Consider the following 13,826-nt stretch of genomic DNA (forward strand, 5'->3'; position numbering starts at 1 on the left):
CCGGGTGGCCGGCGCGGTGGCCGACTCGGCCACCGACCCCCAGCTGCGGCACTCTCCGCAGCGGCCGACCCACTTGGCCGCCTCCCAGCCGCACTCGGTGCAGCGGTACGTCGGTCGGGCGCGGCCTCGGGCGGCGGCTCTCGCGGCGGGCCGGGCAGAGGGGGTGGTGCTCATGACCGGGAGGCTAGGACACTGCGCCGACACTCCGGGTATGGTGCGATTGGAACGTTCAAGGGGGATCCCATGGCCCGGCCCGTGCGCAGCCTCCCGCCGGTACCGGTGGGGGCGCCGCCACCGACGCTCGCCGACGTGGCCGAGCGTGCCGGCGTCTCCCGGCAGACCGTCTCCAACGCGGTCAACAACCCCGAGCTGCTGCGTCCGGACACCCTCGAGCGGGTCCAGCACGCGATCGACGAGCTCGGCTACACGCCGAACCGGGCGGCCCGGAACCTGCGCACCCGCGCCTCGCACCTGATCGGCCTGCGCCTCACCCCGGTCCAGGAGGGCACCGCCAACGCGACCGTGGACCGGTTCCTGCACTCCCTCGTCGAGACCTCCCGCGAGGCCGGGTACCACGTCCTGCTGTTCACCGCCGACGGTGATCAGCTGCTCACCGGCTACGAGGAGCTGGTCCGCTCCACCGCGGTCGACGCGTTCGTGGTGACCGACACCTTCCTCGGCAACCCGCAGGCCGCCTGGCTCGAGGCCCAGCACGTGCCGTTCGTGGCGTTCGGCCGGCCGTGGGACAGCCCGGAGGCGACGCACGCCTGGGTGGACGTGGACGGGGGCACCGGGGTGGCACTGGCCACCGAGCACCTGGTCGGGCGCGGCCACGAGCGGATCGCCTGGATCGGCTGGCGCAAGGACTCCCGCATCGGGGAGGACCGCCGCTCGGGATGGGCCCGCGTGATGTACCGGCACGGGTTGCGGACCACCGGGCTGGCCTGCCGGGTGGAGGACACCGTCGGGAGCGGCCGGGAGGCTGCCGCGGCGCTGCTGGACGCGGCGGCGCCGACCGGGTTCGTGTGCGCCTCCGACACCCTGGCCATCGGGGTGCTGCACACCCTCTCCGAGCGGGGGCTGGTCGCCGGCCGCGACGTCGCGGTGGTCGGCTTCGACGACTCCCAGGTCGCCCAGGTGGTCCCCCCGGGGCTCACCTCCGTCCGGCAGCCGCTGGAGCAGGTGGCCGTGGAGATCGTGACCGCGCTCGAGGGGCTCCTCGACACGCCCCCGGTACGCCGCCCCGGGGTGATGCTCGACCCGACCCTCGCGGTGCGCGGCTCCAGCTGAGCCCTCCGGCTAGAACCGACGCCACCACAGGTTGACGGCGTAGTCGACCTCCAGGCCGGTGTGCTCGGCGAGGACCTCCTCGGCGACCGGCCCGGGGACCTCGATGCGGACCACCGACTCGAGGTCGACCCGGGAGGCGAACAGCCAGCGGATCTCGACCGGGCGCCTGGTCCAGCCGTGGGTGGACCAGAACCGTTCCACGGTCGCCGGAGCCGGGCGGTCCGGGAACCCTCGGCGGAACCAGCTCCCGAAGGTCGACCTCGTGGGGTCGTTGTCGATCACGAAGGCGGTGCCGCCGTGGCGGACGACCCGGCCCAGCTCGGCGAGCCCAGGCTCGCAGCCCGGCCCGAAGAAGTAGGCCCAGCGCACGTGCACCACGTCCACCGACGCGTCGGGCAGCGGCACCGCCTGCGCCGTTCCCTGGCGCACGGACACCGCCGGCAGCCGCCTCGTCCTCCGCCGAGCCAGCGCGACCAGGTCGGGGTGCGGCTCGACCCCGACCACCGACCGCGCACGCTCGGCGAACCGGGGGAGGTGGAAGCCGGTGCCGCAGCCCAGGTCGAGCACGTCGCGGCCGGACCAGTCGGCGATCTCGAGCATGGCGGACTCGAGGCGACCGTCCGGGTCGGCGGCCCGGTTCTCGAGCTCGTAGACGCCGGGGTGCTGCCAGATGTTGGGGCTCGGGACGGCCCCCCCGGGGATCAGACGCGGACCAGCCCGTGCGGGGTCCGGAACTGCACCGCGAGGATGCCGGGGGTCCCGTGCGGAGCCACCCAGCGGACCTTGAGCTGCTCCAGCGGCGCGTCGACGTCCTCGCCGAGCCACTCGCTGACCCGGTTCGGGTCACCGGCGATCTCCAGGCAGTCCAAGGAGTAGAGGTCGTCGGCGCCGAAGCTCGGGTGCAGCTCCGGCGGGATCTCCCAGTGCACGAAGAACGGCAGCTGGGGGTCGGCGATCAGGCCGTTGACGCCGATCTGGCGCCAGGTCAGCTCCACGCCGTCGGGGCGGTGCCGGTTGCCGGCGACCGCCTCCCGGCCCAGGCGTGCCTCGATCGGGCCTAGGTCGTCGACGGCCACGACCCAGCCCAGCCAGCCGCCGCCGGCCGCCGACCGGGCGCGCACGGCCTGGCCGAACGGTGCCTTGTCCGAGGCCGGGTGGTCGAGCACGTCGACGATCTCGACGTACACGTGGCCGGCCAGCGGCAGGGTCATGTTGCGGGTGCCGAAGCGTGGGTGCACCCCGCCATCGGTGAACTCCCTTCCGAGCAGCCCCCCGATGCGCCGGGCAGTGCTCGCGAGGCCGTCGGGGCCCGCGGCGAAGGAAAGGTGGTCCAGACGCATGACGGCATTCTCATCCCGGGGGGCCACGGCAGACACATCGGGGGTCTGGTCTCTTGACGTCGAGAGTCCTCAGGCCGGATCGGCCGGGTGCAGCGCCAGCGCCGACCGGGTGCGCAGGTGCTGCTCGCACAGCCGGGCGAGCACGTCGTACGCCGGCTGGCCCACCAGCTCGACCAGCTCGGCGGCGCTGGTGAGGTAGAGCGGCTCCGGGGCGACGTGGGCCTCGGTGCTCCCCGAGCAGTACCAGTCCAGGTCGTGGCCGCCCGGCCCCCAGCCGCGGCGGTCGTACTCCCCGATCGTGATCTCGGTGTACGTCGTCTCGTCGGGGCGCTCCACGACCCGGTAGCTGCGCCGGATCGGCAGCTGCCAGCACACGTCCGGCTTGGTCTCCAGCGGGTTGCGCCCCTGCTGCAGGGCCAGCGCGTGCAGCGCGCACCCCGCGCCCAGGGGGAAGTCGGTGCGGTTGTGGAAGATGCAGGCCGACTGGCCGTCCACCTCGACCGTCCGGGTCTTGGGCTGGCCCTCCTCGTCGTTCTCCAGCCAGTCCCGGCGGGTGATCCGGCCGCGCCGTGGGCGCAGCTGCCACAGCGACTCGTCGAGCTGGGCGACGAAGGACTGGACCCGGCGCTGGTCGGCGGCGTCGGTGAAGTGCGCGCCCAGCGTGCAGCACCCGGTGTCGGGGGACGAGGCGTAGATCCCCCGGCATCCCCGGCCGAAGATGCACACGTACCGGGAGGTCAGCCAGGTGAGGTCGCAGCGCAGCACCTGGCTCTCGTCGGCCGGGTCCGCGAACTCGACCCAGGCTCGCGGGAAGGAGAGGTCCACTTCGGGCACGGGCACACGGTAGTCGGCCCGGGGTCGAACGGTAGGTTGGTCCCATGCGACTGGGCGTCCTCGACATCGGGTCCAACACCGGGCACCTGCTCGTGGTGGACGCGCACGGGGGGGCCGCGCCGCTGCCCGCCTTCTCCCACAAGCAGCCGCTGCGGCTGGCCGAGCACCTCGACGACGAGGGGGCGGTCTCGCCGGCCGGGATCGACGCCCTCACCGGCTTCGTCGCCTCCGCTCTGGTCGTGGCCGAGGACAAGGGCTGCGAGGAGATGCTGTCGTTCGCGACCTCCGCGGTCCGCGACGCGGGCAACTCCGAGGACGTCCTGGCCCACGTGGCCGACCGGACCGGCGTCGCGATCACGGTGCTGTCCGGAGAGGACGAGGCGAGGCTGACGTTCCTGGCGGTCCGGCGCTGGTTCGGCTGGTCGGCCGGCCGACTGGCGGTGTTCGACATCGGCGGCGGCTCCCTGGAGATCGCCGCGGGCGCGGACGAGGCGCCCGACGTGGCCTGGTCGCTGCCGCTGGGTGCCGCGCGGCTGGCACGCGAGTGGTTCGGGTCGGGCCTGCCCGACGAGGAGGGGCTGCGACAGCTGCGCCGGCGGATCCGCGCCGACATCGCTCGGGACGCCGGCAACCTGCTGCGCGGCGGCGCCCCCGACCACGCGGCCGCGACCTCCAAGACCTTCCGGTCCCTGGCCCGCATCTGCGGTGCCGCGCCGTCCGGGGAGGGCCTGCTGGTGCCCCGCGCGCTGGAGCTGGCCGCCCTGTCGACGTGGATCCCGAAGCTGGTGGAGATGACCAGGGAGGAGCTCGCGGACCTGCCCGGGGTCTCCCCGAGCCGCAGCCACCAGATCGTGTCCGGGGCCCTGGTCGCGGAGGCCTGCATGGACATCTTCGAGCTGCCCCAGCTGGAGATCTGCCCGTGGGCGCTGCGCGAGGGCGTCATCCTCGAGCGGCTCGACCAGATCAGCGTGCTGGGGTGAGGGGCGCACGGTGACCTCAAGCATCGGCCTGTCGACCGCCTCGACCTACCCGGAGTCCACCGCGCACGCCTTCGGGTGGGCCGCTCGGCTCGGCTTCGACGCCGTGGAGGTGATGGTGGGCATCGACGCGATGAGTCAGCAGATCCCCGCCGTCCGGCAGCTCGCGGAGTACCACGCCATCCCGGTCAACGCCGTGCACGCGCCCTGCCTGCTGTTCACCCAGCGGGTCTGGGGCACCGCCCCGTGGGGCAAGCTCGAGCGCTCCGCCGAGATGGCCCACGAGGTCGGCGCCGGGGTGGTCGTGGTGCACCCGCCGTTCCGCTGGCAGAAGGAGTACGCCGCCGGCTTCGTCGACGGCATCGCCGCACTCGAGGAGTCCACCGGGATCGCCTTCGCCGTGGAGAACATGTACCCCTGGCGGGCCACCTCGCGGCGCGGCATGGACATGTACGTGCCCGGGTGGGACCCCTCGGCCGAGACCTACGCCAACGCCACGATCGACCTCTCCCACGCGGCGACCTCCCGCAGCGACGCGGTCGCCATGGCCCAGCGGCTGGGGCCACGGCTGCGGCACGTGCACCTCACCGACGGCACCCGCTCGGCCAAGGACGAGCACCTGGTGCCCGGGCGCGGCGACATGCGCGCCGACGAGTTCCTCAAGCACCTGTCGGGCGGCGGGTTCGACGGGCACATCGTCCTGGAGATCAACACCAGGCGGGCGGCCACCAGCGCGGAGCGCGAGCGCGACCTGGTGGAGTCCCTGGAGTTCGCCCGCGAGCACTTCTCGGTGCGGACCCCATGAGCGGCGTACCGAGCCCCGGGCCGGCCCGGAGCGGCATCGTGGAGATCGCGGACCTCGTGGTGGTCCGCGGCACGCGCGAGGTGCTGCACGGACTCGACCTCACCATCGACGGAGGGGTCACCGGCCTGCTCGGGCCCTCGGGGTGCGGGAAGACCACGCTGATGCGCTGCCTGGCGGGGGTCCAGCGGATCCGCTCGGGCACCGTGCACGTCTTCGGGGAGGAGGCCGGCAGCCCGCAGCTGCGCGACCGGGTCGGCTACGACACCCAGGCCGCCTCCGTGTACGGCGACCTCACTGTCGCCGAGAACCTGACCTTCTTCGCCCGCGTCCGCGGCCTCGGCAAGGACGCCGTACGCCGGGCCGTCGACGCCGTCGAGCTGGGCGACCACGCCGACCAGGTGGTGGCGCGGCTGAGTGGGGGAGAGCTCTCCCGCGCCAGCCTGGCCGTCGCGCTGCTGGGCGAGCCGGACCTGCTCATCCTCGACGAGCCGACCGTCGGCCTGGACCCGCTGCTGCGCCAGGACCTGTGGACGCTGTTCCACCGGCTGGCCGACGAGGGCTCCGCGGTGTTCGTGTCCAGCCACGTGATGGACGAGGCCGCCCGGTGCGACCGGCTGCTGCTGATGCGGCAGGGGGAGATCATCGCCGACGGCACGCCCGCCGAGATCCGGCAGGAGACCGAGTCCGGCGACATCGAGCACGCGTTCTTGAGCCTGGTCACCTCGCACGACTCGGGCCGGCGCCGGGCCGCCCCCCAGGGGGAGGACCGCCCATGACCCCCCGGATCACCGTCGCGGTCGCCGGCCGGGTGCTGACCCAGCTGCGCCGGGACCACCGCACCATGGTGATGCTGCTGTTCCTGCCCACCCTGCTGATGTCTCTGCTGTGGTGGATGTTCAAGGACTCCCCGGGCTTCGTGTTCGACCGGATCGGCCCGGGGCTGCTGGCCCTGTTCCCGTTCTTCATCATGTTCCTGGTCACCAGCATCACCACCTTGCGCGAGCGGTCGGGTGGCACCCTGGAGCGGCTGCTGTCCATGCCCATGGGCAAGCTGGACTTCCTGTTCGGGTACGCGATCGCCTTCGGCGTGATGGCCGCCCTGCAGTCGGTCGTGGCGGTCGCGGTGAGCGTGGGTCTGCTGGGCATGGACGTGGTCGGGCCGGTCTGGCTGCTGACCCTCGTCGCGGTGGCCGACGCGGTCCTGGGCACCGCCCTGGGACTGTTCGTCTCGGCGTTCGCCCAGACCGAGTTCCAGGCGGTGCAGTTCATGCCGCTGGTGGTGGTGCCACAGATGCTGCTGTGCGGCCTGCTCGTCCCACGCGAGCAGCTGCCCCCCTTCTTGGAGGCGATCAGCAACGTGCTGCCGCTCTCCTACGCGGTGGACGCCATGCAGGAGCTGCTGCGCACCACCGACACCGGCGAGGTGTGGCGCAACCTCGCGATCGTGGCCGGCTTCGCGGTCGCCGGCCTGGCGCTCGGCGCGGCGACACTGCGGCGGCGTACGGCGTAGCCTGACGCCATGGCCGTGCTCCGTCAGCCCCTGCTCCTGCTCGCGCGCAGCCAGCAGGTCAAGAACCTCGTCACCACCATGCCGGTCTCGGCCGGGATCGTCCGGAGCTACGTCCCCGGTGAGACGACCGAGAGTGCCGTGGACGCGACCGGCGAGCTGGTCGCCGAGGGCCTCCACGTCACCCTCGACCACCTCGGTGAGGACGTCACCGACGTCGAGCAGGCCGAGGCGGGCGTGGCGGCGTACAAGGCGGTGCTGGACGCGCTCGCCGCGCGCGGCCTGGCCCGGCGGGCCGAGGTCTCGGTGAAGCTGTCGGCGGTCGGGCAGGCGCTTCCGGGGTCGGTGGCCGGCGGGGGGCACAAGATCGCGCTGGAGAACGCCCAGGCCATCTGCCGGGCCGCCCGCAACGCCGGCACCAGCGTGACCTTGGACATGGAGGACCACACCACCACCGACTCGACGCTGGCGATCCTGCGCGAGCTGCGCAAGGACTTCCCCGAGACGGGCATCGCGGTCCAGGCGCACCTGTACCGCACCGAGGGGGACTGCCGGACGCTGGCCCACGAGGGCTCCCGGGTGCGGCTGTGCAAGGGCGCGTACAAGGAGCCGGAGGAGGTGGCCTTCCAGGACCGGCTCGACGTCGACCGCGCGTTCGTCCGCTGCCTGAAGATCCTGCTGGCCGGGGACGGCTACCCGATGGTGGCCACGCACGACCCGCGGATGGTGGAGATCACCTCCTCGTTGGTGAGCCGCTACGGGCGCACGCAGGGCAGCTACGAGTTCCAGATGCTCTACGGGATCCGTCCGGAGGAGCAGCGTCAGCTGGCGGGCAGCGGGGAGACCGTGCGCGTCTACCTTCCCTACGGCCAGGAGTGGTACGGCTACCTGATGCGCCGGCTCGCGGAGCGTCCGCAGAACCTCTCGGTGTTCCTCAAGTCCCTCGTCTCCAAGAAGTAGGTCCCATGAGCCAGACAGCCATCATCGGTGCCGGCGTGATGGGGGAGACCCTGCTCTCCGGGCTGGTCCGGGCCGGGCGACGGGTGGACAACCTGCTGGTCGGTGAGAAGCGGCCCGAGCGCGCCAAGGAGCTCGAGGAGCGGTACGGCGTCGCCGTGGTCTCCAACGTCGAGGCCGCCCGCGCGGCCGACACCGTGGCGCTCGTGGTCAAGCCCCAGGACATGGCCGAGGTGCTCGGCGAGATCGCCGACGTGCTGCGGCCCGGCCAGCTGCTGGTCTCCCTCGCAGCCGGCATCACCACCGCGTTCATCGAGGCCCGGGTGCCCGAGGGCGTCGCCGTGGTCCGGGTGATGCCGAACACCCCCGCGCTGGTGGACGAGGGGATGGCGGCGATCTCCCCCGGCTCGCACTGCGACGAGCAGCACCTGGTCGAGGCGGAGACCCTGATGGCCTCCACCGGACGGGTGATCCGAATCCCGGAGCGCCAGCAGGACGCCGTCACCGCGATCAGCGGCTCCGGGCCGGCGTACATCTTCTTCGTCGTGGAGTCGATGATCGAGGCCGGGGTGCACCTGGGACTGCCGCGGGCGACCTCGACCGAGCTGGTGGTCCAGACCCTGGTCGGCTCGGCCAAGATGCTCCGCGAGACCGGGACGCACCCGGTGGTGCTACGCGAGCAGGTCACCTCCCCGGGCGGCACCACCGCCTCGGCGCTGCGGGAACTGGAGATCCACAAGGTCCGCGCGGCCTTCCTGGCCGCGATGGAGGCGGCCCGCAACAGGTCCCGGGAGCTCGCCGAGGGCTCCTGACCCGCAGGACGCCCGGCGAGGCGGCTGCCGGGGTGTCGTAGCCTGTGTCCGTGGCCGGGAGCACGGAGTGAGCGACGCGGAAGCCCGCACGGTGACGCGACCACAGGTGCTGCGTCGCCTGCTGAACCTCTACCACGAGCCTCGGTACCTCGAGGTCGGCGTCTTCGCGGGCCGGACCTTCCACAGGGTGCCTGCCGCGCGCAAGGTGGCCGTGGACCCGGAGTTCCGGTTCGACCACCACGAGCGGGCACGCGCGCACCCCGAGGCCACCTACCACCAGGTGACGAGCGACGAGTACTTCAACGTGCTCGCGTCCCCCGAGGATCTCTTCGACGTCATCTACCTCGACGGGCTGCACGAGTTCGGTCAGACGCTGCGCGACCTGCTCAACGCGCTGGAGCACCTGCAGCCGAGAGGTGTGATCGTCATCGACGACACCCGGCCGCACACCTCCCTCGCCTCGATCCCCGATCGCGCCCGCTTCTTCGAGGAGCGGAGTGCGCTCGGTGTGGAGGACCAGGCCTGGATGGGCGACGTCTACAAGGTGGTGCACTTCGTGCAGGCCTTCTGTCCCTACCTGAGCTACCGGACCATCTCCAACAACCACGGCCAGACCGTGGTGTGGCGTCAGCAGCGCAACGAGGCACCCCTGAGCACGATCGAGGCGATCGCGGCCATGGGCTTCGAGGAGTTCGCCCGCAGCCAGGACGTGCTGCGGCTCAAGCGGTTCGGCTGGATCCGACACGCGGTACGACGCGACCTCGGGCTGTGACCTGCGCGGGCCTACGCGAGGACCAGGCTCGGCACCCGGGCGGGTCGCCGCCCCTTGTCGGCGGGCAGCCGGCGGGGGTCCACCGCGCTGAGGTAGGTGACGAACCCCAGGCCGGGGGCGGCCTCGGTGCTGACCGTGCCCCGCACCGCCACCGCCGGGTGGAGCACCGACTGGTGCTCGGTCGGCGGCACGCAGAGCAGGCCGGCGACCACCGACTCGACCTCCACCCGCGCGGTGTCGTCGGTGAGCGAGGCGAACATCGGGCTGCTGCCCAGCCGCTCGGCGAGCCGGGCGGCGTCCAGGCCGGGGGCGGAGCCGACCCGGGTCACCTCGCGCCACATCCGGTACGCCGCCGTCACCTCGCCGTCCGGCCCCAGGGTGACCTGCATCTTGGCCCCCGGGCCGACCAGGTCGACGTCCTCGACGGCCAGGCGCAGGGACACCTGCGTCCCGGTGACGAACCGGCGCGGCTCCGTGTCCGGACCCTCGCTGACCAGGACCTCGGCCTCGCTCACCCGCGACCCGGCGTACCGGGCGGCGTCGGGGAGGAACGGCCGGAGGTAGTCCTCGGCGCGCGCCCGCGCCTCGTCCTCGGGCAGCCCCCGCTCGGAGGCGTGGTCCAGCTCGCTGCCCCCGGTCAGGGTGGTGAGCCGGAAGGACTGGGAGGCGGCGTACACCTCCAGCACCCGGTCGTCGGTCCGGGCCACGTGCCACAGCCCGCGGTCGGCGAACTCGGCGTCCATGCCGTGCAGCCGGGCCAGCTCGGCGAGCGGCTCGCGCTCCCAGCGGGTGGGTGGGGCGACGAGCACCGGCCACTCCTCGGGAAGCCGCAGGTCGGGGAAGGTGATGGTGACGGGCATGGCTCCTCCTCGGGTCAGCACGCCGCGCGGGCGTAGTACAGGACGGTGGGCGAGACCGGGTCGGCGCTGACCGGCCCGGCTCCCCACCAGTGGTCGGTGTAGGTCGAGGTGCCCGCGGCGTCCGCCCGCAGGTAGGCCCACTCCGTGTCGGAGTCCTCGGTGTCCTGCGCGGCCCGGATCCACGCCTCGCGGACGGTGCTCCCGGCGTTGAGGTACTGCGCCAGCAGCCGGCCCCGGTCGGCCTCGTCGCCGGTCACCGTGTGGAAGCCGAGGATGTAGTGCAGTCCCGCGAAGCAGGGCCACCCCCACCGGTCGAAGACCCCGTCGCGCTCCAGGACGTTGCACGCGTCCAGGGCGATCAGCTCCAGGTCGAGGTCGCCCCAGCGGATCTCGGTGCTCTTCGCGTACGCGTCGTCGATCGTGCGGCCGAAGTAGAACCGCGAGGACGAGCCGTGGCCGGAGAAGAAGACCGCGTCCACGTTGTCGGCCCAGCTGGTGTCGGTGCCGGAGCTCGGGGTGCCCAGCCCCTGGGTCTCGAAGTCCTGGTCCCAGGCGAGGTCGTCGCCCCAGCTGAACTGGCGGACACCGGCCAGCGTGTTGTAGAAGCCCTCGGCCTGGGCCCGGGTGTTGCTCAGGTCCCCCGCGAGTCCGTGGTAGCTCTGCACCCACTCGATCCCGATGCTGCCCATGCGGTGCCTCCTGTGGTGGCCGGCCGGACGTACCTCGCCCGATGCTGGTCAGGAGCACTCACGGCCGAGGGGGATACCTGAGGGGTAGGGTCCGTGCCATGGAGTGCTCCGGCCCCGCCACCGTCGTCTTCGACAGGGCCCTCACCGAGTACGACTTCGGCCCCCAGCACCCGATGTCCCCGCTGCGGGTCGACCTGACCATGCGCCTGGCCCAGGAGGTGGGGGTCCTCGACCGGCTGCGGACCGTCCCGGCCCCGATCGCCTCGCCGGACCAGATCGCGACCGTGCACGAGCCTGCGTTCATCGAGGCGGTGCGCAGGGCCGGCACCGTTCCCGGGTACGCCGACCTGCAGCACGGCCTGGGCACCGAGGACGACCCGGTCTTCGAGGGGATGCACCTGGCGGCCGCGCACGTCGTCGGCGCCAGTCTCGAGGCCTTCCGCCAGGTCTGGAGCGGGGAGTCGCTGCACAGCGCCAACATCACCGGTGGGCTGCACCACGCCATGCCGGGCGCCGCGAGCGGCTTCTGCATCTACAACGACGTCGCCGTGGGCATCCGGTACCTCCTCGACCAGGGCGTGCCACGGGTGGCCTACGTCGACGTCGACGCCCACCACGGCGACGGGGTGGAGCGGATCTTCTGGAACGACCCGCGGGTCCTGACGATCTCCCTGCACGAGACCGGGCAGATGCTCTTCCCCGGCACGGGGTTCCCCCGGGACCTCGGCGGGCCCGACGCCCCGGGCAGCGCCGTGAACGTCGCGCTGCCGCCCGGCACCGCCGACGCCGGCTGGCTGCGCGCCTTCCACGCGGTGGTGCCGCCGCTGCTGCGTGAGTTCCGGCCGGAGGTGCTGGTCACCCAGCACGGCTGCGACTCCCACATGGAGGACCCGCTGGCCCACCTGATGCTCACCGTGGACGGGCAGCGGGCGGCGTACCTCGCGCTGCACGACCTGGCGCACGAGCTGTGCGGGGGCAGGTGGGTGGCCACCGGAGGGGGCGGGTACGCGCTGGTCGAGGTGGTGCCCCGGGCGTGGACCCACCTGCTGGCGATCGTCTCCGGCTCCCCGCTGGACCCGCTGACCGACACCCCGATGTCCTGGCGCGACCACGTCCGGTCCACGTTGAACCGGCACGCACCCCACCGGCTCACCGACGGCCGCCAGCCGGCCTGGCGGGACTGGGCCCACGGCTACGACCCGGACACCTGGCTGGACCGCGCGATCCTGGCCACCCGCCAGGAGGCCTTCCCCCTGCACGGCCTGGACCCGTTGCCCTGACGCAAGCCGACACGCCGAAATACCCGAAGTTTCAGAAGTGATTCACTTCCCCACCAGTCACTCCAGGCTCTATTCTCACCGTGACGTGCATGTTGGTCGCCGGTGGGGAAGCCGGCGGCGTGCACACAGAAGGATCGGTGCACGATGGGTGCCAGCTCGCACAGCGACATGTCCGACGCCACGTTCCTGACCGTCGCCGAGGTCGCGGCGATGATGCGGGTCTCGAAGATGACCGTCTACCGCCTCGTTCACCACGGTGAGCTGCCCGCGGTCCGGGTGGGCCGCTCCTTCCGGGTCACCGAGGAGGACGTCAACGAGTACCTCCGCAAGAGCTTCTACTCCGCAGGCTGACCCCGTCCCGGCCCGCGGCCGGGACCGCGATTGTCGGGGCGGACGGGCGGGCCGATAGTCTGGTGCGGTCGTCGGGCGCCCGCCGCGAACGACGCACCGGGTTCGTGGAAGGGATCGGCGTGGGTTCTGTCATCAAGAAGCGTCGCAAGCGCATGGCCAAGAAGAAGCACCGCAAGCTGCTGAAGAAGACGCGCGTCCAGCGTCGCAAGCTCGGCAAGTAGGCACGGGCGGCGAAACCTCCATGGGCAGAGTGGTGCTCGTCACCGGGGTCTCCCGAGACCTCGGTCGGCGGTTCGCCCGCTACGCGGCGGCCGATCCCGGCATCGACCGGGTCGTCGGTGTCGACCTGGTGCCCCCGCGCGGGGACATCGGCGAGGTCTCGTTCGTACGCGCCGACATCCGCAACCCGGTCATCGGCAAGATCCTCGGCAAGGAGGACGTCGACACCGTCGTCCACATGAGCGTCATCGCCACCCCCGGGTACGCCGGCGGGCGCGGCTCGATGAAGGAGCTCAACGTCATCGGGACCATGCAGCTCCTGGCCGCCTGCCAGCAGGCCCCGGGCGTGCGGAACCTCGTGGTGAAGTCCAGCAGCGTCGTCTACGGCGCCACCAACCGTGACCCGGCCATGTTCACCGAGGACATGCACCCCAAGCAGCTGCCCCGCTCCGGCTTCGCCAAGGACGTCTACGAGGTCGAGGGCTACGTGCGCAGCTTCGCGCGGCGGCGGCCCGACGTCCGGGTCACCATGCTCCGCGGCGCCAACGTGATCGGCCGCCACGTCGAGAGCCCGATCACCTCCTACTTCCGGCTTCCGGTGATCCCTCACGTCCTCGGCTACGACCCCCGGCTGCAGTTCCTGCACCGAGACGACCTGTTCGGGGTGCTGCGCCACGCGGTCCTCCACGACGTTCCCGGCACCTTCAACGTCGCGGGTGACGGCGTCCTGCTGCTCTCCCAGGCCATCCGGCGGCTCGGGCGGCCGTGGGTGCCGATGCCCGCGGTCGGCGTGGGCCTGCTCGGGTCGGCGCTGCGCAAGGCCCGGGTGACCGACTTCTCCCCCGAGCAGCTGGGCTACCTGACCTACGGCCGTGGGCTGGACACCACCCGGATGCGCGCCGAGCTGGGGTTCGAGCCCGCCTACACCACCGCCGAGGCGTTCGACGAGTTCGCGGGCCTGCTCGAGCCCCGCGACGGTCATTCCCCCGACGTGAAGGCGGGGAGCGCCTCGTGAGCGACGCCGAGATCATCCCCATCGGCACCCGCGGCCGCCCGGGGCGGGGCAGCGGCAAGCAGCGCCACTCCGCCTCCGCGCGCGAGCTGGTCAGCGATCTCTTTCGCCGCCAGACCGC

17 protein-coding genes and 1 pseudogene are annotated in these 13,826 nt (G+C 72.5%); 12 read left to right on the forward strand and 6 right to left on the reverse strand.

The window, feature by feature from the left end; all coding sequences use genetic code 11:
- A pseudogene (locus tag PLP61_RS08660) lies at window positions 1-174 on the reverse strand (DNA repair protein RadA); the annotation flags it as partial.
- A gap of 69 nt (window positions 175-243) precedes the next feature.
- Here PLP61_RS08660 and PLP61_RS08665 point away from each other — a divergent pair.
- A complete protein-coding gene (locus PLP61_RS08665) occupies window positions 244-1,290 on the forward strand; it encodes a LacI family DNA-binding transcriptional regulator (RefSeq protein WP_324502229.1) in 1,047 nt (348 codons plus the stop codon).
- 9 nt (window positions 1,291-1,299) lie between these two features.
- Here the strand turns inward: PLP61_RS08665 and PLP61_RS08670 are convergent, their stop codons facing one another.
- From PLP61_RS08670 to PLP61_RS08680, 3 genes are all read right to left on the reverse strand, one after another.
- Window positions 1,300-1,890: a class I SAM-dependent methyltransferase gene (locus PLP61_RS08670; protein WP_324502230.1), complete on the reverse strand. Its 591-nt coding sequence runs from the start codon at window positions 1,888-1,890 to the stop codon at window positions 1,300-1,302.
- 101 nt (window positions 1,891-1,991) lie between these two features.
- Window positions 1,992-2,630 (reverse strand): VOC family protein, encoded by a 639-nt coding sequence (locus PLP61_RS08675; protein ID WP_324502231.1) that lies wholly within the window; start codon window positions 2,628-2,630, stop codon window positions 1,992-1,994.
- Window positions 2,631-2,699: 69 nt separating this feature from the next.
- Window positions 2,700-3,464 carry a DUF3109 family protein gene (locus tag PLP61_RS08680; protein ID WP_324502232.1) on the reverse strand — a complete coding sequence of 255 codons (765 nt, stop codon included), beginning with the start codon at window positions 3,462-3,464 and terminating at the stop codon, window positions 2,700-2,702.
- A 44-nt stretch (window positions 3,465-3,508) separates the two neighbouring features.
- Here PLP61_RS08680 and PLP61_RS08685 point away from each other — a divergent pair, with 44 nt between their 5' ends.
- The 7 genes from PLP61_RS08685 to PLP61_RS08715 all read left to right on the forward strand — a co-directional run bounded on the left by PLP61_RS08685 (window position 3,509) and on the right by PLP61_RS08715 (window position 9,294).
- Window positions 3,509-4,444 carry a Ppx/GppA family phosphatase gene (locus tag PLP61_RS08685; RefSeq protein ID WP_324502233.1) on the forward strand — a complete coding sequence of 312 codons (936 nt, stop codon included), beginning with the start codon at window positions 3,509-3,511 and terminating at the stop codon, window positions 4,442-4,444.
- A gap of 10 nt (window positions 4,445-4,454) precedes the next feature.
- Complete coding sequence (locus PLP61_RS08690) at window positions 4,455-5,246, forward strand: sugar phosphate isomerase/epimerase family protein (protein ID WP_324502234.1); 792 nt, start codon at window positions 4,455-4,457, stop codon at window positions 5,244-5,246.
- Window positions 5,243-6,022, forward strand: a complete 780-nt coding sequence (locus tag PLP61_RS08695; RefSeq protein ID WP_324502235.1) for an ABC transporter ATP-binding protein — start codon at window positions 5,243-5,245, stop codon at window positions 6,020-6,022. The genes PLP61_RS08690 and PLP61_RS08695 overlap by 4 nt, the downstream gene beginning before the upstream one ends.
- Entirely contained in the window at window positions 6,019-6,756 is a 738-nt protein-coding gene (locus PLP61_RS08700; protein WP_324502236.1) for an ABC transporter permease, read from the forward strand. The genes PLP61_RS08695 and PLP61_RS08700 overlap by 4 nt, the downstream gene beginning before the upstream one ends.
- A gap of 9 nt (window positions 6,757-6,765) precedes the next feature.
- Complete coding sequence (locus tag PLP61_RS08705; protein ID WP_324502237.1) at window positions 6,766-7,713, forward strand: proline dehydrogenase family protein; 948 nt, start codon at window positions 6,766-6,768, stop codon at window positions 7,711-7,713.
- A 5-nt stretch (window positions 7,714-7,718) separates the two neighbouring features.
- Window positions 7,719-8,522, forward strand: coding sequence for a pyrroline-5-carboxylate reductase (gene proC, locus PLP61_RS08710; protein WP_324502238.1), 804 nt, complete (start codon window positions 7,719-7,721; stop codon window positions 8,520-8,522).
- A gap of 67 nt (window positions 8,523-8,589) precedes the next feature.
- A complete protein-coding gene (locus tag PLP61_RS08715; protein ID WP_324502239.1) occupies window positions 8,590-9,294 on the forward strand; it encodes a class I SAM-dependent methyltransferase in 705 nt (234 codons plus the stop codon).
- Between the two features lie 11 nt (window positions 9,295-9,305).
- Here the strand turns inward: PLP61_RS08715 and PLP61_RS08720 are convergent, their stop codons facing one another.
- Window positions 9,306-10,154 (reverse strand): hypothetical protein, encoded by an 849-nt coding sequence (locus PLP61_RS08720; protein WP_324502240.1) that lies wholly within the window; start codon window positions 10,152-10,154, stop codon window positions 9,306-9,308.
- A 14-nt stretch (window positions 10,155-10,168) separates the two neighbouring features.
- Window positions 10,169-10,843: a DUF6345 domain-containing protein gene (locus tag PLP61_RS08725; protein WP_324502241.1), complete on the reverse strand. Its 675-nt coding sequence runs from the start codon at window positions 10,841-10,843 to the stop codon at window positions 10,169-10,171.
- 98 nt (window positions 10,844-10,941) lie between these two features.
- Here PLP61_RS08725 and PLP61_RS08730 point away from each other — a divergent pair, with 98 nt between their 5' ends.
- The 4 genes from PLP61_RS08730 (at window position 10,942) to PLP61_RS08745 (ending at window position 13,708) form a co-directional block, all read left to right on the forward strand.
- On the forward strand, window positions 10,942-12,123 hold the full coding sequence (locus PLP61_RS08730) for an acetoin utilization protein AcuC (RefSeq protein WP_324502242.1): 1,182 nt from the start codon (window positions 10,942-10,944) through the stop codon (window positions 12,121-12,123).
- Window positions 12,124-12,267: 144 nt separating this feature from the next.
- A complete protein-coding gene (locus PLP61_RS08735) occupies window positions 12,268-12,474 on the forward strand; it encodes a helix-turn-helix domain-containing protein (RefSeq protein WP_324502243.1) in 207 nt (68 codons plus the stop codon).
- Window positions 12,475-12,593: 119 nt separating this feature from the next.
- Complete coding sequence (locus PLP61_RS08740) at window positions 12,594-12,695, forward strand: 30S ribosomal protein bS22 (protein WP_008356322.1); 102 nt, start codon at window positions 12,594-12,596, stop codon at window positions 12,693-12,695.
- Window positions 12,696-12,715: 20 nt separating this feature from the next.
- Complete coding sequence (locus tag PLP61_RS08745; RefSeq protein ID WP_324502244.1) at window positions 12,716-13,708, forward strand: NAD-dependent epimerase/dehydratase family protein; 993 nt, start codon at window positions 12,716-12,718, stop codon at window positions 13,706-13,708.
- Window positions 13,709-13,826 lie beyond the last annotated feature (118 nt).

It is taken from the genome of Nocardioides sp. (assembly GCF_035429765.1).
GTDB lineage: Bacteria > Actinomycetota > Actinomycetes > Propionibacteriales > Nocardioidaceae > Nocardioides.